Source organism: Spirillospora albida (assembly GCF_000718255.1).
GTDB classification, from domain to species: domain Bacteria; phylum Actinomycetota; class Actinomycetes; order Streptosporangiales; family Streptosporangiaceae; genus Spirillospora; species Spirillospora albida.
This window is the reverse complement of record NZ_JOFJ01000025.1, coordinates 15,800-34,405: the sequence shown is the minus strand read 5'-3', so window position 1 is coordinate 34,405 and position 18,606 is coordinate 15,800. Positions and strand designations below refer to the sequence as shown.

The following is an 18,606-nucleotide window of genomic DNA, read 5'->3' as shown; positions in this document are numbered from 1 at the left end:
GCGTTCTCCTCCCGGGTCAGCGGAACAGCGTGGGATTGTCGACGCCGGGCCCGGGACGGACGTCGGCGGAGTCGGTCAGCAGGCCGAGGTAGAGCGTCCCGGTCTGGGCGGCGTGGACGAGGCGCTCGGCCTCGTCCTGGTTGACGGCGACGGTGACCGGCAGGGTCCGCCCGGCCTCCGCTTCGGCGCCCTTCTCCTCGGCCGCGGCGGCGGGGCGGGGGCCCACGGCCAGCACCTGGACGCGCGGCAGCAGCACCCGCGTCGCCCGGTTGTTCTCGGCGCCCTCGGCGAGCCGGTCACCGGACGGCACGCCCGGACGCCCCTTCAGCACGTTGAAGGTGTCGAACACGGCGACCTGCGCACCGGGCCGGACATATCCGGCGACCCCGGCGGCGGCGGTCACCTCGACCGTCACGGCGAGCTTCCCGTCCGGCACGGCCAGGCCGCCGGTGGTGCGCTGCGGGCGGCCCAGCATCCCGCGCAGCAGCAGCTGCCGGGGCTTGATCTCGGCGGTCGCGGCGAGCGCGTCGGTCTCGGCGTTCAGGGCGCCGAGCGCGTCGGCGGGCACGGTGCCGACGGGCATCCGGACCCGCTCGGTGTAGCCGCCGGACCGGAGCCGCTCCCCGCTCGTCCCGGCCGGGATCGCCTTCGCCGCCACCAGGACCTCCACGGCGCGCTTCCCGGCGACCGCCCGCTCGTCCGCGCCGGACACGTACGCCATGATCGCGGCGGCGCCGAGGCCGGCCAGCGCCAGCGCGGCCACGAACAGCAGAACGCGGCTCTTCACAGGGAGGGTCCTTTCCGGGAGGTCAGCCGATCAGGGTCACGATGGCGGCGCCGAGGTCGGGGCCGGCGATCCGGCCCTTGCCGGGCATGAGGGCGCGGACGAAGTAGCCGTACACGCACTTGTCCGACCCCGAGCAGTGCGCCCGCCTCGTCAGCCGGGACGGCTGCTCCAGACCCGGCAGCCCGTAGCCGGTGATGACGAACGGCGCGAAACCGGCGATCGCGTACCGGGTGTTCTGGCCCGTCCCGGTGACGGACTCGTAGATCGGCAGGAACGCCGGCCGCCTGCCGTCCCGGAGGTCGGCGAACGCGTCCCCGCAGGCCCGCGAGACCGCCACGCCGGGGTCGCCGCCGTAGGTGCCGTCGGTGTCGACGAGCGCGGTGCAGCCGCCGTCGGGGTCGTCCAGCCAGCCGAAACCGCCCGGCGTGTCGCCACCGGACGGCCCGGCCGGGCAGCGGCCCGCCGTCGTCGTGTGCAGGCGCAGCACGACCTCGGCGGACGCGTCCGGGACGCCCGGCGGCGGCGGCCCGAACACCGTCCCGCCGGACGTGGCGTCCCGCCATTCGCACAGCGACACCGTCAGGCCGAGGCCACGGGCGCGCCGCGGCGGCCCCCACGCGGCGCGCGCGCAGGCCCGCACGACCGCGCCCGCGTGGTCCTCCTCGCCGAGGAGGGTCCCGGCGAGGATCGGCGGCAGCAGCGTCGACCCGTCCGGCCGCCGGGTGCGGGTGCGGACCTCCGCGTACCCGCCGGTCGCCGGCGGGTCGCCGAGGCACGCCGTCAAGTTCTCCGCCGGCGGCGGGCAGGCGGGCAGCGGACCCGGCCCGGCCCCGCACACCGCCTCCACCGCGGACGCCCCGTCCGCGGCGTTGGCGTCGGCGTACCGCTCCGCCGTCCCGGCCGGGGACGGCCCGCACGTGTCGGGCCGCAGCGCGCACCGCTCGGCGACCGCGACGGCCGCCGCGTCCGCGCCGCTCTGCAGCTCCTCCCGCTCGGCGTAGATCTGGCCCACGTCGAGCGTGAGCGCCGCCATCCCGAGCAGGACGCCTCCGGCCAGCATCACGACGGCCAGCACGGCGATGCCCCCGCCGTCGCCGCGCCGGACCCCGCCCCTCAGCCGCTGCACGGCATGACCCCCTTGCCCGTCAGGGTGACCGGCCGGTCGAGCCCCCCGCCGAACAGGGCGGCGAGCCCGGCGACCGGCGTGACGAACGTGAACGGATGCGTCACCGTCACGACGGCGTCGTCGTCCCCGCCGTCCATGGGGCAGGCGGTGACCGTCGCGGACACGGGGGCGGTGCCGCCCGCCGCGGACGCGACCCGCGGCTGGGCGGCCTGCCCGAGGGCCGCGGCCCTGGCGCCCTCCCGCGCGGCCTGCGTCACCGTCAGCTGCGCGTTGAACATGCGCCCGAAATCGATGATCGCGAACAGCAGGAAGAGGATCACCGGCAGCATCAGCGCCGTCTCCACGGCCGCGGCGCCCCGGTCGTCCCGTCTCCGCACTCCGGCCAACGGACAGCCCCCTCCCCGCGCACCGGCCCGGTGGACGCGCCCGCGCCCACCGGGCCGGCCGTGATCAGCCGATCCGGTCGAGGACCTCGTTGAACTTCACGTCCAGGCCCTGGCCGAGCAGGATCACGGTGCCGACGATCACGGCCGCGATCAGCGCGACCATGAGTCCGTACTCGACGGCGGTGGCGCCGCGCTCCCGGTCCTCCGCCACGGCCGCGTGCCGAGCGGCGAGGAGGGTCTGAAGGTGCGTGTAGAGAAGAAGCATGACTCGTCCTCCATGACGATCGGATCATCCGTGATGACCACAGGTGAGGGATCTGTAACTGACGGTGTCCGGCTGTGGGTACGCCGAAGCCCGGACGGGAAGCCGTCAGGTCACTCGGCGGGCTCGGTCTCCACCTCGTGGACCGAGACGCGGGAGGCGGCCAGGCCGCCGTCCTTCTTGAGGCCCTTGACGGTCACCACGTCGCCGGCGGAGAGCACGCCGAACTCCCGCTTCGCCCCGTCCTTGACGATCTTGGTGGTGGACGTCACCGTCACCACGACGTCGTCGCCGCGCAGCGACTTGTGGCCCGCCTTCACGCGGAACGTGAACGTCTTCGCGTCCCCGTCCACGACGGTGACCCCGCCGACGGCCGTGACCGGCGTCGCCTTCTTGGGCTTCTTCGCCTTCTTGACCTTGACGGTCTTGGACTTGGCGTCCTTGGCCTTGGGTGCGGCCTCCGCCGCGGCCGGCACGCCCATCGCCATCGCACCGGCGACCAGGACGACCGCGGCCTTGCTGATGCTCGGTTTCATGGGTGGTTCTCCTTCAGAGCCCGACACTGATGCAGCCTGTCCATCGGCCGCACCCGTCCGGCCCTGAGAAAAACACCGGAACGGAAACCGAAAAATTCTTGTGTGGTCTCGGCAACCCGTCCGCACCCCCGCCGCACCGCCCGGCCGCACCCCCGGACACCACCCTGGACGGACGTCGCCGCCTGGGAGGACCCCCGATGAACCAGCTCACCGTGCTCACCAACGCCGCCCCCCTGGCCGCGTTCCTCTTCGACCGCCTCACCGGCGGCGGCTTCGCCCCCCTGCTCGCCTTCACGGCGCAGGCCGCCGCCGGCACCTTCGGCGCCCACTTCGGCATCCAGGCGATAGACCGCCTCGTCCGCCGCTGATCAGACCCGCCAGGCCCCCACCACATCCCCGGGCCCCCATGCCAGGTCCAGCCCGTCGGCCGTCACCCCGCCGAGGGACGCGGCGACGAGCCCGGACTCTCCCGGCACGAACCCGGGCACGGCGCCCGCCGCCTCCCGCAACGCGGCCATGTCGCGCCCGTCGAAGGCTCCCCCGAGCCATTTCACCGACCCCGCGAAGAACACGGACCCGGCGACGGGCCCCTGGTCGGCACCCACGAGATCGACCTCCGGGTCGAATCGCCGGTTCCACCAGCCACCGACCGTTTCAGCATCCGGCCAGGGCAGCGCCCCGTCCAGCGCGGCCAGCTCGAGTGACTCGCGGACCAGCGGCTCCACGGCCCGCCCGCGCCAGCTGCTCCAGCGCCGCTCCACCGCCCGGAACCCGGCCTCGGGACGTCCCCGCCGTGCCTGTTCCTGCACGGCGCGCAGTATCCCCAGATACAGCCGCAGGTTGCTATCGGCGACCCGGTACAAAAACGGGCATGCCGTGCGGCCACGTCCGCAGGATGCCGGGCAGCCCGCCGCTCACCAGATGGGCGTCGATCGCGTCCGCCGGCCCCAGCCCCAGGGCCCGCCCGACCTCCGCCACGTTCAGCGGACCCAGCGTCAGAATCTCGTCCTGCTCGGCCAGCCACGGCACCTCGTCCAGGACCACAGTAGATCTCTACTACATAGATGAAATCTACCAAAAGCCGTCTTCGAAGTCGGCCGGCGTCAGTTCACGGAGACGTGGATGTGGTCGTAGTGGTTCTGGGTCACGCTGCCGCGGTTCTCCATCGGGCGCCAGCCCTCGGCGGCGCGGGAGGGGTTCCAGATCTTCTGGTCGTAGATCACGTACTTGACGCCGAGTCGGTCGGCGTTGTCCGTGATCCATTCGGCGATCTCGCGGCCCTTGGCGCGCTGGGCGGCGCTCGGCATCGCGCCGCCGGAGCTGAGCATGAAGTCGGCCGCGCGGCCCAGCGGGTGCTCCCCGCCGCCGGCGATGCCGCCGTCCGAGCGCCAGCCGCCGATCGTGGGGAACGGGCCGAACCTCTGGTCGACCTCGTTGATGAGGCCGCGCATCCGCCCGGTCAGCTTGGACCGGCCCGTGACGGGCGACGACTCGTGCGCGTGGGTCGTGGACGCCGGCGCGGTCGCCGGTGCCGCCGAGGTCGCGGCGCGGGCGGACTCCAGTTTCGCCGCGAACGCGGCGCCCGAGGCGCTCGTGGACGCGGCCGGGGCGGCCTGTCCGAGCCGCGTGCGAAGTTCGGCGATCCGTGCGGTGATCGCGGCGATGCCGTCGGTCAAAGCGTCCCCTTCCAGGCGGTTCTCCCCCGCACCATCGGCGGGGGCCCGCCCCGGTTGAGGCCATCGCGCAAACGGAAGGTCAAGGCTGCGCATATCGTCGCGATGCGCGCCACGCCGGTCACGCGGCGCCACCATGCTGGGTGCATGGCGAGGTTCTCACTGGACGACGTGCGCGCGACCCGCAAGGACAAGGACGCCTGGTGGACGGTGCTGCTGGTCGACCCCGTCGCCGTCCGGGTCGCCTGGCTGCTGGCGAACTGGACGCGCGCCACCCCCAACCAGATCACCGTCGCCGCGTTCGGTCTCGGTCTCGGCGCGGCCGCCGCGTTCTGGCAGGGCACCTCCGGCTGGCTCATGATCGGCGCCCTGCTGTACCACCTCGGGTTCGTCCTCGACTGCGTGGACGGCAAGATCGCGCGACTGAAGGGCAGCGGCTCCCTGTTCGGCGTCTGGCTCGACTTCATGCTGGACCGCGTCCGAGACGGCATCTGCGCGGTCGCCCTCGCCAACGGGCTGTTCGCCGTGACGGGCCAGGTCCGCTACCTGTGGCTGGCGTTCGGCGTCCTGGCGCTGGACATGTTCCGGTACGTCAACGGCCCGCAGATGGCCAAGGTCCGCCGCCACATGCTCGCCGAACTGGGCGAACCCGCCCCGGCGGAGGCCGTCGAGGAGAAGCCCGACGAGGAGGCCGTCGACCTGCAGCGGGAGTTCCGGTCCCGCTTTCCGCTCTACATCCGGGTCCGGGACGCGCTGCTGCGCCACCGCATCCGCACCCACCTGGTCAGCGGCATCGAGTTCCAGATGGCCGTGTTCATCGTGGCACCGCTGACCGGCCTGATCCTCCCCGTCACCGCGGCCGCCGGCGCGATGCTCCTGACCTTCGAGCTCGCCCTCATCTACAAGTTCTGCCTGAGCGTCCGGACGTTCACCCGCCTGCGGGAGAACCAGCCGCCCGTCCCAAAACCGGCTGAGCCCACCACCACCCTGCTCCAGACCCGCTGACCGTCTGATCGTTCACCTGCCATTCACCTGGACGGTGAACGATGCCGGTGTGCCGCAGACGATCGACGACCGGTGCCGGGCTCCCGGCGACCCCCTCCCGATGGACCGCCCCCCCATGGCGGACGGGCCGCTCACCCGCGATGATCGCGGCAGCCTGGCCTGACACCCCGGCGCCGGACGGCATCCGCTCCCCGATCATCTGATCCGGAACGCGCACTATCATCCCGATGTCCGGCGCGGCGATGATCGTCGCGGGATCCGGCGACCCGGCGGCGCGACCGACCCCCCTCGACAACGAAACGACGAATCTCTGATGTCCTGGATCGAAGCCCTCATCCTCGGCGTGGTGCAGGGGCTCACCGAATTCCTGCCGATCTCCTCCTCGGCCCACCTGCGGCTGACCGCCGTGGCGGCGGGCTGGCCCGACCCCGGGGCCGCGTTCACCGCGGTCACGCAGATCGGCACCGAGACGGCCGTGCTCATCTACTTCCGCGCCGACATCATGCGCATCCTCCGCGCGTGGGCGCGGTCCCTGGTGGACGCCGACGCCCGCAAGGACCCCGACGCCCGCATGGGCTGGCTGGTGATCATCGGCTCGCTGCCGATCGGGGTGCTGGGGGTGACGCTCAAGGACTACATCACCGGGCCGTTCCGGGACCTGCGGCTCATCGCCTTCACCCTGATCACGCTCGGGATCGTGCTGGCCGTGGCCGACCGGCTGGCCGCCCGCGCCGCCGAGCACGCCTCGTCCACGGGCCCGGGCACGGGCGGCGGACGGCACCGCGGCGTCCGCCGGCCCAAGGAACTGGAGAACCTCAGCGTCCGCGACGGCCTGATCTACGGCCTATGCCAGGCCATGGCCCTGATCCCGGGCGTCTCCCGATCGGGGGCGACGATCACCGGCGGGCTGTTCCTCGGCTACAGCCGCGCCGCGGCGGCCCGCTACTCCTTCCTGCTGGCGATCCCGGCCGTGCTGGCCTCCGGCCTGTACGAGCTGACCGACATCGGCGAACACGGCGGTCACGTCTCCTGGGGGCCGACCCTGGTGGCGACGCTGGTGGCCGGGGTGGTCGGCTACACGGTCATCGCGTGGTTCATGCGGTTCATCAGCACCCGGAGCTTCCTGCCGTTCGTCTGCTACCGCGTCGCCCTCGGCACCGTGCTGCTGGTGCTCATCGGGCTGGGCGTCCTGGAGCCCACGGCCGGCGGCGACATAGGCGGCTGACGCCCCGGGCTCAGGGCAGGACGTCCACGGCGTAGCCGAGGTTGCGCCAGGTCTCGGCGTCCTCGGCGCGGGTGATGATCGGCCAGCGGCGGGCGGCGGCGGCCAGGGCGACGTGCGCGGCCGGCAGTGAGAGGCGCAGCTTGCCGCCGAGTTCCCCGGCGCTGATCGCGTCGGCCGCGGTCAGCGACATGACCAGGATGATCTCGCTGTCGACGGCGCGGCGGAGCAGGTCCCGGGCGGCCTCGTCGGCGACGGCCGCGGACGCCTCGGCGAGCACGACCGCGGGGACGGCCAGGGTCTCCCCGCGGGACGCGGCGATGTAGGCGACGGCCCGCATGTACCGGCTGCGGCCGGTCGCCAGGTCGACGATGGCGGGGGTGTCCAGGACCCGGCCGGAAAGGCCCGCCGGGACGGACGGTCGGGGGGAGGTCATGAGGCGGTGCGGAATCCCCCCGGCTCGACGCGGTGCCCACCGTCGAGGAGCTCGCCGGCGAACTCCAGTTCCTCGGGCGTGAACGGGCCCAGGGCGTCCAGGGCCGTGCGGGCGCGGCGCTCGCGGTCGACCCGCTGCAGGACGGCCTCGGTGACGTAGCCGGTGACGCTCTGCCCCGTGCCCGCGGTGGCGGCCTCGACGGCGTCCTTCACGTCCTGCGGGAGCCGCACGGTGACCTTCGGACTCTCAGCCATGCCCCCGATCCTACCAGCCGCGTATGGCACCGGCCCGGGAATCGTATGGCAACGGTCCTCGGGGGAAGCGGGGGTTCCGACGCGGGCGGACGAATCCTTATGCCGGGGCGCGGGCTGTCGATTAGGAGCCCGGACAGCTAGGCGGCCGCCCCCGGGTGCGGGGTCGGTCGCCCCACGGCACAGGAGGGCCTCGCGTGGTATCAGTTCTCGTGGTCGACGACTCGGTCGTCGTCCGGCGTCTGATCGTCGACGCGCTGAGCTCGGATCCGGGGATCCAGGTCGTCGGCACGGCGCCGAACGGCCAGATCGCGCTGTCGAAGATCGGTGCGCTGAAGCCCGACATCATCACCCTCGACATCGAGATGCCGGTGATGGACGGGCTGACGACGCTGCGCGAGCTCCGCAAGGTGCATCCGCGGCTCCCGGTGATCATGTTCAGCACGCTGACCGCGTCAGGCGCCTCGGCGACGCTGGAGGCGCTGTCGGCGGGCGCGAGCGACTACGTCACCAAGCCCGCGAACGTCGGCAGCGTCACCGAGTCGATCAGGAGCGTCCGGGAGCAGATCATTCCCCGGATCCACGCGCTGACCGGGTCGGTGCGGCCCGCGCGGCCGCCGGCGCCGATACGGCGTCCGCCGCCGGCGGCGGCGCGTCCGGCCGCGCCGGGCGGCGGCACCGGGACCCCCGAGGTCATCGCGGTCGGCTGCTCGACCGGCGGGCCGGAGGCCCTGACGGCCGTGGTGAAGGCGCTGCCGGCGTCGTTCCCGGTGCCGATCGTGGTGGTGCAGCACATGCCGCAGGTCTTCACCAAGATGTTCGCCGACCGGCTCGACCGGACGGCGGCGCTGACCGTGGTGGAGGCGACGGCCGGCATGGCGCTGCGCCCCGGCACGGTCTACATCGCGCCCGGCGACTACCACATGGAGCTGGAGCGCCGCAGGACCGATGTGTACACGCGGCTCCACCAGGGGCCGCCGGAGAACTTCTGCCGTCCGGCGGTGGACGTGCTGTTCCGCTCCGTCGCCGCCGCCTACCCGGCGGGCGTCGTGCTCGGCGTGATCCTCACCGGGATGGGCCAGGACGGCAAGCGCGGAGCGGATGCGCTGCGCAGAAAGGGTGCCGAGATCGTCGCGCAGGACGAGGCGACCTCGGTGGTCTGGGGGATGCCCGGCGCGGTGACCCAGGCGGGGCTGGCGGACGCGGTCCTGCCGCTCAACGAGATTTCCAACCACTTGCTGACCCGTGTGGCAGGACGCCGCACGGCACTACCTCGAGGATGATGCGATGGCCCTGACGACCCAGGAGTTCGCGTTCGTCAGCGGACTCGTCAGACGAGAGGCGGCGATCGTCCTCGACACCGGTAAGGAGTACCTGGTCGAGGCGCGGCTGCTGCCGCTGTCGCGGCGCGCGGGCACCGACAGCGTGTCGGCGTTCGTCGCGCGGGCGCAGCGGGAGCGCGCGCTCGCCGAGCAGATCGTGGACGCGCTGACCACCAACGAGACGTCGTGGATGCGGGACCGGGAGCCGTTCACCGCGCTCACCGACGTCGTGCTGCCGGAGATGCGGGCGCAGCGGTCGCCCGCGCACCGGCTGCGGGTGTGGTCGGCGGCGTGCTCCAGCGGCCAGGAGCCCTACGGGCTCTCGATGCTGCTGGAGGACGCGGGGATGCCGTACGAGATCCACGCCACGGACATCTCGTCCGAGATGTTGGAACGCGCCAAGGCGGGCAGGTACTCGCAGCTCGAGGTCAACCGAGGGCTGCCCGTCCCGCTGCTGGTGAAGTACTTCCACCGGGCGGGCACCGAATGGGAGGTGTCCGAGGCGCTGCGCCGCAAGATCACCTTCCAGAAGCTGAACCTGGCGGCACCGCTGCCGTCGGCCCAACCGTTCGATGTCGTGTTCCTCCGGAACGTCCTTATCTACTTCGACATCGAGACAAAGCGTGCGGTGCTGCGGGGCATTCGTCGCCTCATGCGGCCCGACGGCTGGCTGTTCCTCGGAGCGGCCGAGACCACCATCGGAATCGACGACGGGTTCGACCGCGTCGTGGCCGGGCGCGCGTCCGCGTACCGTCCGCGCGCCGCGGCCGGCGCGCCCGTGAACGCAATGGGAAGGGGGTGACGCGGTGCACGCCATGGTGATCGACGATTCTCGCGCGATGCGTCTGATCCTGCGCCGAATCGTCACGCAGCTGGGGTTCGAGGTCCACGAAGCCGGAAACGGCAGAGAGGCCATGGAGACCCTGGAATCACTTGACGAGGTGCCGAAAGTGGCCCTCATCGACTGGAACATGCCGGAGATGAACGGCCTGGAGTTCGTCACCGCCGTCCGTGCGGACGAGCGCTTCCGGCAGATGACGCTGATGATGGTCACCACGGAGAGTGAGCACGGGCAGATCGTCCGGGCCCTCGCCGCCGGCGCCCACGAGTACGTCATCAAGCCGTTCACGCCCGATGCCATCACCGAGAAGCTGGCCCTGATGGGCCTCGTCCCGAGTGGAACCACCTCATGACCTCACCCACCCTCGAAGACCTGCAGACCATCACCGAACAGGTGTGGCAGTCCTACCTCGACCCGGAGGGCCTCAACCCGCTCCTCACGGTGCCCGAGGACGCCCTTCCCAGCGACGTCGCCGCGTCGATCTCCGTCAGCGGCCCGTGGGACGGCCACGTCGTCATCACCTGCTCGCACGAGGCGTCCCGCCAGGCCGCCTCCGCCCTGCTGGGCATCGAGGCCGGCGAGGTCACCGGCGACGACGTCGCCGACGCCGTCGGCGAGCTCGTCAACGTGATCGGCGGGAACGTCAAGAGCCTGCTGCCGGACGGCTGCCTGCTCTCCCTCCCGCACGTCATCACCGGCGGACAGCCGCAATCCAGCAAGTACCCCTCCGCCGTCGAGGTCTGCCGACTTCAGGGCGTCTGGCAATCGGAGCCCATCGCCGTGAGCGTCTGGGCGAGCAAAGCCGCGTAGGAAAGGACCTGATTCGATGAAGATCCTCATCGCCGACGACAGCCGGGTCATGCGGCAGATCGTCACCCGCACGCTCCGCCAGGCCGGCTTCGACGGCCACGACCTGGTCGAGGCCGCCGACGGCCGGCAGGCCCACGACATGGTCGCGGACGAGAAGCCCGACCTCGTCCTGTCGGACTGGAACATGCCTGAGATGACCGGTATCGAGTGCCTGCGGGCGCTTCGCGCCGGCGGGGTGAACGTGCCGTTCGGCTTCGTCACCTCCGAGGGCACCGACGAGATGCGCAAGATGGCGGAGGACGCCGGCGCACTCTTCCTGATCACCAAGCCGTTCACGGCCGAGACGTTCTCCGACGTCCTGAGCCCGATCCTGGGGTGAGGCAAGCCATGTCGTCCATTCCCGTTCCCAAAAACATCAGGGACCTGTTCGAGGACCTCCTCGGACGGCCGGTCACGGTCGGCGTCACCGACCCGTGCGTGGCCGACGACCTCCGTCTCGCCGTCGTCGCCCTGTACGTCGACAACGCCAAGCAGCTGACGGCGGTGGCCGGTCTCGACCTGCCGCTCGCCGCCTTCGCGGGCGCCGCCATCGGCCTCATCCCCAAGGGCGGGGCCGAGGCGGCGGTCGAGGACGGCGAGCTGAGCCCGATGCTCGCGGACAACGTCCGCGAGGTGCTGAACATCTTCGCCAGCACGCTCAACAACCTGGACCTGCCGCACCTGAAGCTCCACCAGACCTTCATGCCCGGTGAGGTCCCGCCGCAGGACGCCACCGCCCGGCTCCTCGCGCTGGGCGCCCGCCTCGACCTCTCGGTCGAGATCGGCGGGTACGGCACCGGCCGGTTCTGGCTGTCGCTCGCGGGTTGAGCGCGGCCGCACGAAGGCGCCGTCCCCCTTCCCAGGGAGACGGCGCCTTCTCTCTCGCGCGGGCAATGATTGCGCCAAATCGGCCGTGTCCCGGTATCGCGGCGGCGCCGCACCCGGTGGGATGAGGGCTCGACTTTCCCCGTCCCACACCAAGGTCATGACACGTCCAGCCCTAGCACCCTTGCTGATCGCAGCGGCCCTGCTGCCCGCCCTCGCACCCTCGCACGCCTCGGCGGCCTCGCACGCCGCGGCCGCTCCGGCCGCCGCCCCGGCATGCCCGGCCGGGGAGCCCTGGGCGCGCGCCGTCCGGATCAGGGTGCCGGACGGCGCGTCCGGGACCCGCCACGGCACGGTCGCGGGCCGGTCCGGCGCCGCGCGGCGCTGCCCGGACCCGTCCATCCCGCTGATGGACTGGCCCATGGCCCCTGAGCCGCGCCCCATCACCGGCCTCCCGGTCCCGCTGCGGCCGCCCGCGTTCGGGCTGCGCGCGGCGGAGGCACCCGGTACGGCCGCTGAGGAACCCCTGGAGGAGGCGGCCCCGGAACCTCGGCCGATCCTGGCGGACGCGGAGGCGCCCGAGCCGGCCGCGGTGGCCCCGCTCGTCCTGGCGATGCTCGCCGGCGCGGCGGTGGTCCCGCCGGTCGCCGTCACCGTCCGCCGGACGGCACGCCGCCGCCGGCCGGCGCCCTGACCCGGGGCGCCGAAAGGCCCTGCCGGCGCGGGCAGGGGAAAAGCCCGTCCGCCGTGAACCGGCGGACGGGCTTCGGGCGCCCGCGATCAGGTCGCGAGCTCGCGGAGGCGGTCGCGGAGGATCTCGGGGGTCGGCTCCCGGACCAGGTCGTTGTGCCGGACGGCCCACCACAGGCCGGAGCCGCCGTGGCCGACCCGCCAGTCGGTGAACTCGGCGGCGAGGGCGCGAAGACGATCGGTGTCGTGCGCGGTCTGCGGATCCATGGCCGGTCCCCCTGTTCGTCCCGTTGACGGTCGTCACCGTCTCCCATCGGCGGATCCGCCGGGCTGTGTAGCGTTCCGCTCAGGTTTCCGCCCGCCGGGCCGATCGGAGGGACCTCCCTTCAGAGGCCATGGGAAGGCGGCGGTGATCGTGATCGGCGGGTTCGGGCGGGTGGCGACGGCGGCCGCGGTACTGGCCGCCGCGGCCGCCGTGGCAGGTGTTCCGGTGGCGGAGGCCGCCTCCGGCGTGCCGGATGCGGCCGCGTCCGCGTCGGAGCCCGTCCCCGGGCGGTACGTCGTGGTCCTCAAGGACGCCGTGGCGCCGACGGCCGCCGCGGCCGAGGAGCAGGCGCTGGCGGTCACGCGGCGGCGCGGCGGGCAGGCCGAGCGGGTGTTCTCGTCGGCGCTGCCCGGGTTCGCGGTGCGGGCGTCGGCCGCGCAGGCGCGGGCCCTGGCGTCCGACCCGTCCGTGGCCTATGTGGAGCGGGACGCCCGTGTGCGCCTCGCCGACACGCAGACCTCGCCGGGGTGGGGGCTCGACCGGATGGACCAGCGGACCCTGCCCGTCGACAGGTCCTACGGCTACGCGTCGCAGGGGTCGGGCGTGTCCGCGTACATCCTGGACACCGGCATCCGCACCTCCCACACCGATTTCGGCGGTCGCGCCCGGGTCGGGTTCGACGCCGTGGGCGACGGGTGGCAGGGGCAGGACTGCAACGGCCACGGCACCCATGTCGCCGGGACGGTCGGCGGCACCCGCTGGGGCGTGGCCAAGTCCGTCCGGCTGTACTCGGTGCGGGTCCTGGGATGCGACGGGTCGGGGCTGCTGTCGGATGTGATCGCGGGGATCGACTGGGTCACCGCGCACGCGAAGCGTCCCGCCGTGGCGAACATGAGCCTGGGGTCCGAGGCGTCCGCCGTGCTGGACGACGCGGTCCGCCGGTCCATCCGGGCCGGGATCGTCTACACCGTCGCGGCCGGGAACGAGGACATCGACGCCTGCGAGGTCTCGCCCGCGCGGACGCCGGAGGCCATCACGGTCGGCGCGTCCGACCGCGACGACCGGCGCGCCCCGTTCTCCAACACCGGCCCCTGCCTCGACCTCTTCGCCCCCGGGGTGGACATCGCGTCCGCCGGGTACGGCTCCACCACCGCGACGGCGGCGATGAGCGGGACGTCCATGGCCGCGCCGCATGCGGCGGGCGCGGCGGCGCTGTACCTGAAGGCGCATCCGTACGCGTCCCCCGCGACGGTCCGCGGCGCGCTCGTCGGGGCGGCGACGTCCGGCGCCGTGAAGTCGGCGGGGACCGGGTCGGCGAACCGGCTGCTGTTCAGCGGCGGCCTCGGCTACGTCGCGCCCCGCACCTACCGCGGGTCGTCCCGGCTCACCCTGACCCGCCGGGCCCCCTCCGCGACGGGCCGGACGACGGTGACGGGCCAGGTGGGCCACCCCACCCGCGACATCTCGGTGGAGATCCGGGTGCGGCCCTGGCGCGGCACGAAGGTGCGGTTCCGCCTGGTCGCCCCGGACGGATCCGCGACGGCCTTGGGTTCGGTCCACGTACCCGGGGGCAGATCACGGACAGTGAGGTACACCGTGCGAAAGGGTACGAAGCCCGCTTCGGGGACGTGGCGCCTGCGCGTCATCGGCTCGTCCTCCTGGAGCGATCGCGACAGCGTCCTCTGGTGGACGATCCGGTTCTGAGGCGGTGCGCCGCACCGAAGGTCCCGGACGAAGGAGGTGTGCGGTGGCCCGGTTGCTCGTGGTCGAGGATGAAGGCGACGTGCGCGAGCTCCTCGTCCGGCATGTCCGCCAGGACGGGCATCACGTCATGGCCGCCGGCAGCGCCGGCGAGGCGCTCACCGCGGTCGAGTACCACGGCCTGCCGGACGCGGCGGTGATCGACTACGACCTGCCCGACATGGACGGCGTCCAGCTGCTTGAGCGGCTGCGGGCCGTGCGCCCCACCCTGCCGGCGGTGTTCGTGACCGTGATGTGGACCGGCGACGTGATCGCCCGGATCCGCGCCACCGGCTGCCGCCACCTGCCGAAGCCGTTCAGCCGGCACGACCTGCACGGGGCGCTCCGGTTGATCCTGCCGCCGGACGGGGGGCAGGGGGAACGATGACGGCACCCCTCGCGTACACGCTGCGCACGGCCGTCTTCACCGTGCTGTACGTGGCGGCGGCATGGGCGGGCCGGCTCACCATCCTGGACGAGACCAACCTCAGCATGGTGTGGCCCGCCGCCGGCGTCGCCGTGCTGTGGCTGGCGTCCAGCCCCGGCCGCTGGCCGGTCATGGACATGGCCGCGATCGGCGTGGCCGGGGGGCTCGTCAACTACGCCACCGGAGCGCCGGTGCAGCTCGCCCTCATGTACGCCGGCGTCAACATCGTCCAGGCGGTGCTGTTCGTGCGTGTGTTCGAACGCATGTGTCCCGACGCGCGCCGCACATCCCTGGAGCACCTCGCGGACCTGCGCTGCTTCCTGATCGCCGCCGTGACGGCCGCCGCCCTCAGCGCCGCCCTCGGCACCGCCGGGACCTGGCTGCTCGCCGATCCACTGCCCTGGCCCGCCGTTGCCGTCTGGCTCGCCCGCAACGCGGCCGGCATCATCCTGGTCGGCTCAGCGGGGCTGTGCCTGATCCGGCGCTGCCGGACGATCATGGTCGACCGCCGGGGGCTCTCCGAGCGCGCCGCCATCGCCGTCGTGTCCGTCGCGGCCTACTGGATCGTCTTCGGCAGCGACCACCTGCCCATCTCGTTCTCCCTGCTCGCGATGACGGTGTGGGTGGCGATGCGCTGCGGCGTCATGTTCGTCACCCTGCACAGCCTCGGCGTCGGCGCGCTGGCCGTCCTGTTCACCCTCAACGGCAGCGGCCCCTTCATCGGCATCGAGTCCAACGCCGCCCGCGCCCTCGTCGTGCAGGCGTTCGTCATCATGGTCAGCGTCGTCGGCATGATCGTCACGCTGAGCCGCGCCGAGCGCGAGGAACTGACCGTCCGGGCCACCGAGGCCCGCCGCGAGGCCGTCGCGCAGGCGCGGACGCTGGGCGCGATCCTGGACTCCATGCGGGAGGGCGTCGGCGTCGTCGACTCACAGGGCCGGTTCGTCCTGCGCAACTCCGCGACCGCCGGGATCCTGGGCCTCACCAACCAGACCGGCGTCATCCGCACTCCGGACTTCTACGGCCTGTTCCACCCGGACGGCACCCGCGTGGGGCCGGAGGAGATGCCGCACCTCCTGGCGATGCAGGGCCACGAGGTCGACAACATGGACCTCGTGGTGCGCAACCCGGCCATCCCGGACGGCCGCGTCATCAATGTCAACTCCACCCTGATGCCGCCGGACGACGAGACCGGTGAACAGCAGGCGGTCATCGTGTTCCGCGACGTCACCGCCGAGCGCCGCCACCGCGACGAGCTCGCGGCGTTCGCCGGCGTCGTCGCCCACGACCTCCTCAACCCCCTCACCACCATCGACGGCTGGGCGGAGATGCTGGAGGACGCGATGGAGGACCAGCCCGCCGGGACCGAGGTCGGCGACGGCCTCGTCCGGATCCGCCGCGCCGCCGCCCGCATGCGCCACCTGATCAACGACCTGCTCGCCTACACCACGTCCCGGGACGCCACGCTGGCCCCCGCCGACGTCCGCCTCGGCGACATCGTCGGCGACATCGTCGCCGCCCGCCTCGACCAGGCGGCCTCCGCCGGCGGCCCGCGGCCTCGCTTCGAGGTCGGCGCCCTGCCCGCCGTCCACGCCGACCCGGTGCTGCTCCGCCAGCTCCTCGACAACATCATCGGCAACGCGGTCAAGTACTCGCGGCCGGGCGTCCCGCTGCATCTGACGGTGGAGTGCTCGACGACGGACGACGGCCTGATCCGCGTGGACGTCACCGACAACGGCATCGGGATCCCCCCCGGCCAGCACGAGGCCGTCTTCGGCAACTTCCACCGCGCCCACCGCGGCGCCGGCCGGGGCGGTACCGGCCTGGGCCTCGCGATCTGCAAGCGCATCGTGGAGCGGCACGGCGGCACCATCACCGCCCGCGACAACCCCGCCGGCCAGGGCACCCGCATCAGCTTCACCCTTCCCCCGGCCACCTCCGTCTTCGACCTGCGCTCCGAGGCCATGACCTCCCACTGACCGGTCGCCGGCCCCGCATGGGGCGGGGAGAAAACCACTGGGGGGCGGATGGCGCCCTTGGTAGCTTGAGATCGTGCACTACCACTTCTTCCTCTGAGAGCGACGCCCGCTCGGCCGCCGGGTGCGGCCCGCGGTTCCGACGTCGTCTCTCACTTCGGGTTCTCCGGCCCCCTCCGGGGCGCGCGGGAGCCCGCCTTCGGAGGAAGTCATGTCTGTGCGCACTCGTGCACGCGCCCATCTCAACGCCGTCGACCTGCGCGTCTCGCGCGGCGGGCGGCCCGTCCTGAGCGGAGTGGACCTCACCGTGTCCGCCGGCGACCGGCTGGGCGTCGTCGGGGAGAACGGGCGCGGGAAGACCACGCTGCTGCAGGTGCTCGCCGGGACGCTCGTCCCGGACGAGGGGGCCGTGCACCGGGCGGGGACGCTCGGCGTCGCCGATCAGGAGATCCCGGCCGGCGGGACGGCCGGCGAGCTCATCGACGTCGAGCTCGCGCGGGTGCGGGCGGTGCTGCGGGCGTTCGACGCGGCGGCCGCCGCGCTCGCGGAGGGGCGTCCCGGCGCGGAGGAGTCCTACGCCGAGGCGCTCGCCGGCGCGACCGCGATCGACGCGTGGGGCGCCGACCGGCGGGTCGAGGTGTCCCTGACCGCGCTGGGCGCGGTGACGGACCGGGCGCGCCCGCTGGCGGACCTGTCGGTCGGGCAGCGGTACCGGGTGCGGCTGGCGTGCCTGCTGGGCGCCCGGCACGATCTGCTGCTGCTCGACGAGCCCACCAACCACCTCGACGCCGGCGGCCTCGACCACCTGACGGCGCGGCTGCGTGAGCATCCGGGGGCCGTGGTGCTGGTCAGCCACGACCGGGCGCTGCTGGCGGACGTCGCCACCGCGATCCTGGACCTCGACCCGTCCGCCGACGGGCGGCCCCGCCTCTACGGCGGCGGGTACGCGGCCTACCGGGAGGGGCGGGACGCCGAGCGGGCCCGCTGGGAGACCGCCTACCGCGATCAGGAGGACCGGCGGCGCCGCCTTGAGGGCGATCTCGCGGCCGCGCGGGACCGGCTCGTCACGGGATGGCGGCCGGACAAGGGCACCGGCAAGCACACCCGCGCGACCCGGGCCCCGGCGCTCGTACGTGCGGTGCGCCGGCGGCGGGAGGACCTCGCGGCCCATCGCGTGGACGTCCCGGAGCCTCCGCTGCGGTTCGCGATGCCGCCCCTGGACGCGCCGCCCGGCGCCGTCCTGCTCCAGGCCGACGACGTGATGCTCCCCGGCCGGATGCCGGCGCCCCGCTCGGTCCTCCTGCGCGGCGGTGACCGCCTGGTCGTGACCGGGCCGAACGGAGCGGGCAAATCGAGCCTGCTCGCGCTCCTCGCGGGGGCCGTGCCGCCGGACGCCGGGACGGTCCGGGTCGGGCGGGGGACGCGCGTCCGGCTGCTGGCGCAGGAGTCGGCGCCGCCGGAGCCCGGCACGGCCTTCGAGGCCCACGCCGCCGCCGTGGGGCGGCTCGTCGCCGCCGGAGACCTCGCGGAGGCCGAGGCCGGGGGGCTCGGCGGGCTGGGACTGCTGCCGCCGGAGGCCCTCCACCGGCCGGTCGGGGAGCTGTCGATCGGCCAGCGGCGGCGCCTCGACCTGGCCGTCCTGCTGGCGGCGCGGCCGCAGGTCCTCCTGCTGGACGAGCCGACCAACCATCTGTCGCCCGCGCTGGTGGACGAGCTGACCGAGGCCCTGGACGCGACCGGCGCCGCGGTCGTCCTCGCCACGCACGACCGGCGGCTGCTGCGCGACACCGCCGGCTGGCCCCGCCTCACGCTCTGATCCGGCCCGTCCCCGGCCGTTCCCGCGGCCTCCCGGGGACGGGCCGGTCCCGGTTGTTCGGGCGAGGGGGTAAAGCCGGGCGCCGGGCGGCCGATGGTGCTCGAAGCGGGTGTTCACCGATTCGGGTGGACGCTCTGCCGTCCGCGCTGAGCCGCACCGCACAACGGGTGT

General features: G+C 73.4%; 25 protein-coding genes. 14 read left to right on the top strand and 11 right to left on the bottom strand.

Going from position 1 to position 18,606, the window contains the following annotated elements; translation table 11 throughout:
• Positions 1-16 precede the first annotated feature (16 nt).
• From cpaB to IE99_RS0125860, 5 genes are all read right to left on the bottom strand, one after another.
• Positions 17-787 (bottom strand): Flp pilus assembly protein CpaB, encoded by a 771-nt coding sequence (gene cpaB, locus IE99_RS0125880; protein WP_030176338.1) that lies wholly within the window; start codon positions 785-787, stop codon positions 17-19.
• 22 nt (positions 788-809) lie between these two features.
• Positions 810-1,913 carry a pilus assembly protein TadG-related protein gene (locus IE99_RS0125875; protein WP_030176337.1) on the bottom strand — a complete coding sequence of 368 codons (1,104 nt, stop codon included), beginning with the start codon at positions 1,911-1,913 and terminating at the stop codon, positions 810-812.
• Positions 1,901-2,290: a TadE/TadG family type IV pilus assembly protein gene (locus tag IE99_RS0125870; RefSeq protein WP_030176334.1), complete on the bottom strand. Its 390-nt coding sequence runs from the start codon at positions 2,288-2,290 to the stop codon at positions 1,901-1,903. Before IE99_RS0125870 ends, IE99_RS0125875 begins: the two co-directional genes overlap by 13 nt.
• 73 nt (positions 2,291-2,363) lie before the next feature.
• A complete protein-coding gene (locus IE99_RS0125865) occupies positions 2,364-2,564 on the bottom strand; it encodes a Flp family type IVb pilin (RefSeq protein ID WP_030176331.1) in 201 nt (66 codons plus the stop codon).
• A gap of 110 nt (positions 2,565-2,674) precedes the next feature.
• Positions 2,675-3,097 (bottom strand): DUF5666 domain-containing protein, encoded by a 423-nt coding sequence (locus IE99_RS0125860; RefSeq protein ID WP_030176328.1) that lies wholly within the window; start codon positions 3,095-3,097, stop codon positions 2,675-2,677.
• A gap of 197 nt (positions 3,098-3,294) precedes the next feature.
• On the opposite strand from IE99_RS0125860, the gene IE99_RS32145 reads away from it, so the two are divergent.
• Positions 3,295-3,465, top strand: coding sequence for a hypothetical protein (locus IE99_RS32145; protein WP_157610493.1), 171 nt, complete (start codon positions 3,295-3,297; stop codon positions 3,463-3,465).
• On the opposite strand, the gene IE99_RS29755 is transcribed toward IE99_RS32145, so the two are convergent.
• The 3 genes from IE99_RS29755 to IE99_RS30730 are packed head-to-tail and all read right to left on the bottom strand — an operon-like array spanning position 3,466 to position 4,773.
• The gene (locus IE99_RS29755; RefSeq protein ID WP_051713255.1) at positions 3,466-3,906 is read right to left on the bottom strand and encodes a DUF234 domain-containing protein; all 441 of its coding nucleotides are present in this window, start codon (positions 3,904-3,906) and stop codon (positions 3,466-3,468) included.
• 34 nt (positions 3,907-3,940) lie between these two features.
• Positions 3,941-4,141, bottom strand: coding sequence for a hypothetical protein (locus IE99_RS32815; RefSeq protein ID WP_051713253.1), 201 nt, complete (start codon positions 4,139-4,141; stop codon positions 3,941-3,943).
• A 59-nt stretch (positions 4,142-4,200) separates the two neighbouring features.
• Complete coding sequence (locus IE99_RS30730) at positions 4,201-4,773, bottom strand: VldE C-terminal domain-containing protein (protein WP_051713251.1); 573 nt, start codon at positions 4,771-4,773, stop codon at positions 4,201-4,203.
• Positions 4,774-4,917: 144 nt separating this feature from the next.
• Here IE99_RS30730 and IE99_RS0125840 point away from each other — a divergent pair, with 144 nt between their 5' ends.
• Together IE99_RS0125840 and IE99_RS0125825 are read left to right on the top strand one after the other, a co-directional pair.
• The gene (locus IE99_RS0125840) at positions 4,918-5,775 is read left to right on the top strand and encodes a CDP-alcohol phosphatidyltransferase family protein (protein ID WP_051713249.1); all 858 of its coding nucleotides are present in this window, start codon (positions 4,918-4,920) and stop codon (positions 5,773-5,775) included.
• Between the two features lie 313 nt (positions 5,776-6,088).
• Positions 6,089-7,000 (top strand): undecaprenyl-diphosphate phosphatase, encoded by a 912-nt coding sequence (locus IE99_RS0125825; protein ID WP_030176319.1) that lies wholly within the window; start codon positions 6,089-6,091, stop codon positions 6,998-7,000.
• 10 nt (positions 7,001-7,010) lie between these two features.
• Here IE99_RS0125825 and IE99_RS0125820 read toward each other — a convergent pair whose 3' ends face one another.
• Together IE99_RS0125820 and IE99_RS0125815 are read right to left on the bottom strand one after the other, a co-directional pair.
• Positions 7,011-7,433 carry a PIN domain-containing protein gene (locus tag IE99_RS0125820; RefSeq protein WP_030176304.1) on the bottom strand — a complete coding sequence of 141 codons (423 nt, stop codon included), beginning with the start codon at positions 7,431-7,433 and terminating at the stop codon, positions 7,011-7,013.
• Positions 7,430-7,687, bottom strand: a complete 258-nt coding sequence (locus tag IE99_RS0125815; protein ID WP_030176302.1) for a ribbon-helix-helix domain-containing protein — start codon at positions 7,685-7,687, stop codon at positions 7,430-7,432. Before IE99_RS0125815 ends, IE99_RS0125820 begins: the two co-directional genes overlap by 4 nt.
• Before the next feature lie 194 nt (positions 7,688-7,881).
• On the opposite strand from IE99_RS0125815, the gene IE99_RS0125810 reads away from it, so the two are divergent.
• The 7 genes from IE99_RS0125810 to IE99_RS0125780 all read left to right on the top strand — a co-directional run bounded on the left by IE99_RS0125810 (position 7,882) and on the right by IE99_RS0125780 (position 12,215).
• Complete coding sequence (locus IE99_RS0125810; RefSeq protein WP_030176299.1) at positions 7,882-8,967, top strand: protein-glutamate methylesterase/protein-glutamine glutaminase; 1,086 nt, start codon at positions 7,882-7,884, stop codon at positions 8,965-8,967.
• Positions 8,968-8,971: 4 nt separating this feature from the next.
• The gene (locus tag IE99_RS0125805) at positions 8,972-9,808 is read left to right on the top strand and encodes a CheR family methyltransferase (RefSeq protein ID WP_030176296.1); all 837 of its coding nucleotides are present in this window, start codon (positions 8,972-8,974) and stop codon (positions 9,806-9,808) included.
• Positions 9,809-9,821: 13 nt separating this feature from the next.
• Positions 9,822-10,199 carry a response regulator gene (locus IE99_RS0125800; protein ID WP_037560102.1) on the top strand — a complete coding sequence of 126 codons (378 nt, stop codon included), beginning with the start codon at positions 9,822-9,824 and terminating at the stop codon, positions 10,197-10,199.
• Positions 10,196-10,657, top strand: coding sequence for a chemotaxis protein CheX (locus IE99_RS0125795; protein ID WP_030176289.1), 462 nt, complete (start codon positions 10,196-10,198; stop codon positions 10,655-10,657). Before IE99_RS0125800 ends, IE99_RS0125795 begins: the two co-directional genes overlap by 4 nt.
• Before the next feature lie 16 nt (positions 10,658-10,673).
• Complete coding sequence (locus IE99_RS0125790) at positions 10,674-11,036, top strand: response regulator (RefSeq protein WP_030176286.1); 363 nt, start codon at positions 10,674-10,676, stop codon at positions 11,034-11,036.
• Positions 11,037-11,044: 8 nt separating this feature from the next.
• A complete protein-coding gene (locus IE99_RS0125785) occupies positions 11,045-11,524 on the top strand; it encodes a hypothetical protein (RefSeq protein ID WP_030176283.1) in 480 nt (159 codons plus the stop codon).
• Between the two features lie 181 nt (positions 11,525-11,705).
• Complete coding sequence (locus IE99_RS0125780) at positions 11,706-12,215, top strand: hypothetical protein (protein ID WP_030176280.1); 510 nt, start codon at positions 11,706-11,708, stop codon at positions 12,213-12,215.
• Positions 12,216-12,301: 86 nt separating this feature from the next.
• Here the strand turns inward: IE99_RS0125780 and IE99_RS32140 are convergent, their stop codons facing one another.
• Positions 12,302-12,478 carry a hypothetical protein gene (locus tag IE99_RS32140; protein WP_157610492.1) on the bottom strand — a complete coding sequence of 59 codons (177 nt, stop codon included), beginning with the start codon at positions 12,476-12,478 and terminating at the stop codon, positions 12,302-12,304.
• Positions 12,479-12,620: 142 nt separating this feature from the next.
• Here IE99_RS32140 and IE99_RS0125770 point away from each other — a divergent pair, with 142 nt between their 5' ends.
• From IE99_RS0125770 to IE99_RS0125755, 4 genes are all read left to right on the top strand, one after another.
• Positions 12,621-14,180 carry a S8 family peptidase gene (locus tag IE99_RS0125770; RefSeq protein ID WP_211258922.1) on the top strand — a complete coding sequence of 520 codons (1,560 nt, stop codon included), beginning with the start codon at positions 12,621-12,623 and terminating at the stop codon, positions 14,178-14,180.
• 43 nt (positions 14,181-14,223) lie between these two features.
• The gene (locus IE99_RS29745) at positions 14,224-14,604 is read left to right on the top strand and encodes a response regulator (protein ID WP_051713247.1); all 381 of its coding nucleotides are present in this window, start codon (positions 14,224-14,226) and stop codon (positions 14,602-14,604) included.
• Positions 14,601-16,622, top strand: a complete 2,022-nt coding sequence (locus tag IE99_RS0125760; RefSeq protein WP_030176263.1) for an ATP-binding protein — start codon at positions 14,601-14,603, stop codon at positions 16,620-16,622. Before IE99_RS29745 ends, IE99_RS0125760 begins: the two co-directional genes overlap by 4 nt.
• A gap of 208 nt (positions 16,623-16,830) precedes the next feature.
• On the top strand, positions 16,831-18,435 hold the full coding sequence (locus tag IE99_RS0125755) for an ABC-F family ATP-binding cassette domain-containing protein (RefSeq protein ID WP_030176260.1): 1,605 nt from the start codon (positions 16,831-16,833) through the stop codon (positions 18,433-18,435).
• Positions 18,436-18,606 lie beyond the last annotated feature (171 nt).

Excerpts from the sequence above, each read along its gene's own strand:
- IE99_RS0125805 (WP_030176296.1), top strand. The coding sequence starts at position 8,972 with ATGGCCCTGACGACCCAGGAGTTCGCGTTCGTCAGCGGACTCGTCAGA.
- IE99_RS0125860 (WP_030176328.1), bottom strand. The coding sequence starts at position 3,097 with ATGAAACCGAGCATCAGCAAGGCCGCGGTCGTCCTGGTCGCCGGTGCG.
- IE99_RS0125840 (WP_051713249.1), top strand. The coding sequence starts at position 4,918 with ATGGCGAGGTTCTCACTGGACGACGTGCGCGCGACCCGCAAGGACAAG.
- IE99_RS0125820 (WP_030176304.1), bottom strand. The coding sequence starts at position 7,433 with ATGACCTCCCCCCGACCGTCCGTCCCGGCGGGCCTTTCCGGCCGGGTC.
- IE99_RS32140 (WP_157610492.1), bottom strand. The coding sequence starts at position 12,478 with ATGGATCCGCAGACCGCGCACGACACCGATCGTCTTCGCGCCCTCGCC.
- IE99_RS0125790 (WP_030176286.1), top strand. The coding sequence starts at position 10,674 with ATGAAGATCCTCATCGCCGACGACAGCCGGGTCATGCGGCAGATCGTC.
- IE99_RS0125785 (WP_030176283.1), top strand. The coding sequence starts at position 11,045 with ATGTCGTCCATTCCCGTTCCCAAAAACATCAGGGACCTGTTCGAGGAC.
- IE99_RS0125865 (WP_030176331.1), bottom strand. The coding sequence starts at position 2,564 with ATGCTTCTTCTCTACACGCACCTTCAGACCCTCCTCGCCGCTCGGCAC.
- IE99_RS0125795 (WP_030176289.1), top strand. The coding sequence starts at position 10,196 with ATGACCTCACCCACCCTCGAAGACCTGCAGACCATCACCGAACAGGTG.
- IE99_RS0125825 (WP_030176319.1), top strand. The coding sequence starts at position 6,089 with ATGTCCTGGATCGAAGCCCTCATCCTCGGCGTGGTGCAGGGGCTCACC.
- IE99_RS0125755 (WP_030176260.1), top strand. The coding sequence starts at position 16,831 with ATGTCTGTGCGCACTCGTGCACGCGCCCATCTCAACGCCGTCGACCTG.
- IE99_RS32145 (WP_157610493.1), top strand. The coding sequence starts at position 3,295 with ATGAACCAGCTCACCGTGCTCACCAACGCCGCCCCCCTGGCCGCGTTC.
- IE99_RS0125760 (WP_030176263.1), top strand. The coding sequence starts at position 14,601 with ATGACGGCACCCCTCGCGTACACGCTGCGCACGGCCGTCTTCACCGTG.
- IE99_RS0125800 (WP_037560102.1), top strand. The coding sequence starts at position 9,822 with ATGGTGATCGACGATTCTCGCGCGATGCGTCTGATCCTGCGCCGAATC.
- IE99_RS0125815 (WP_030176302.1), bottom strand. The coding sequence starts at position 7,687 with ATGGCTGAGAGTCCGAAGGTCACCGTGCGGCTCCCGCAGGACGTGAAG.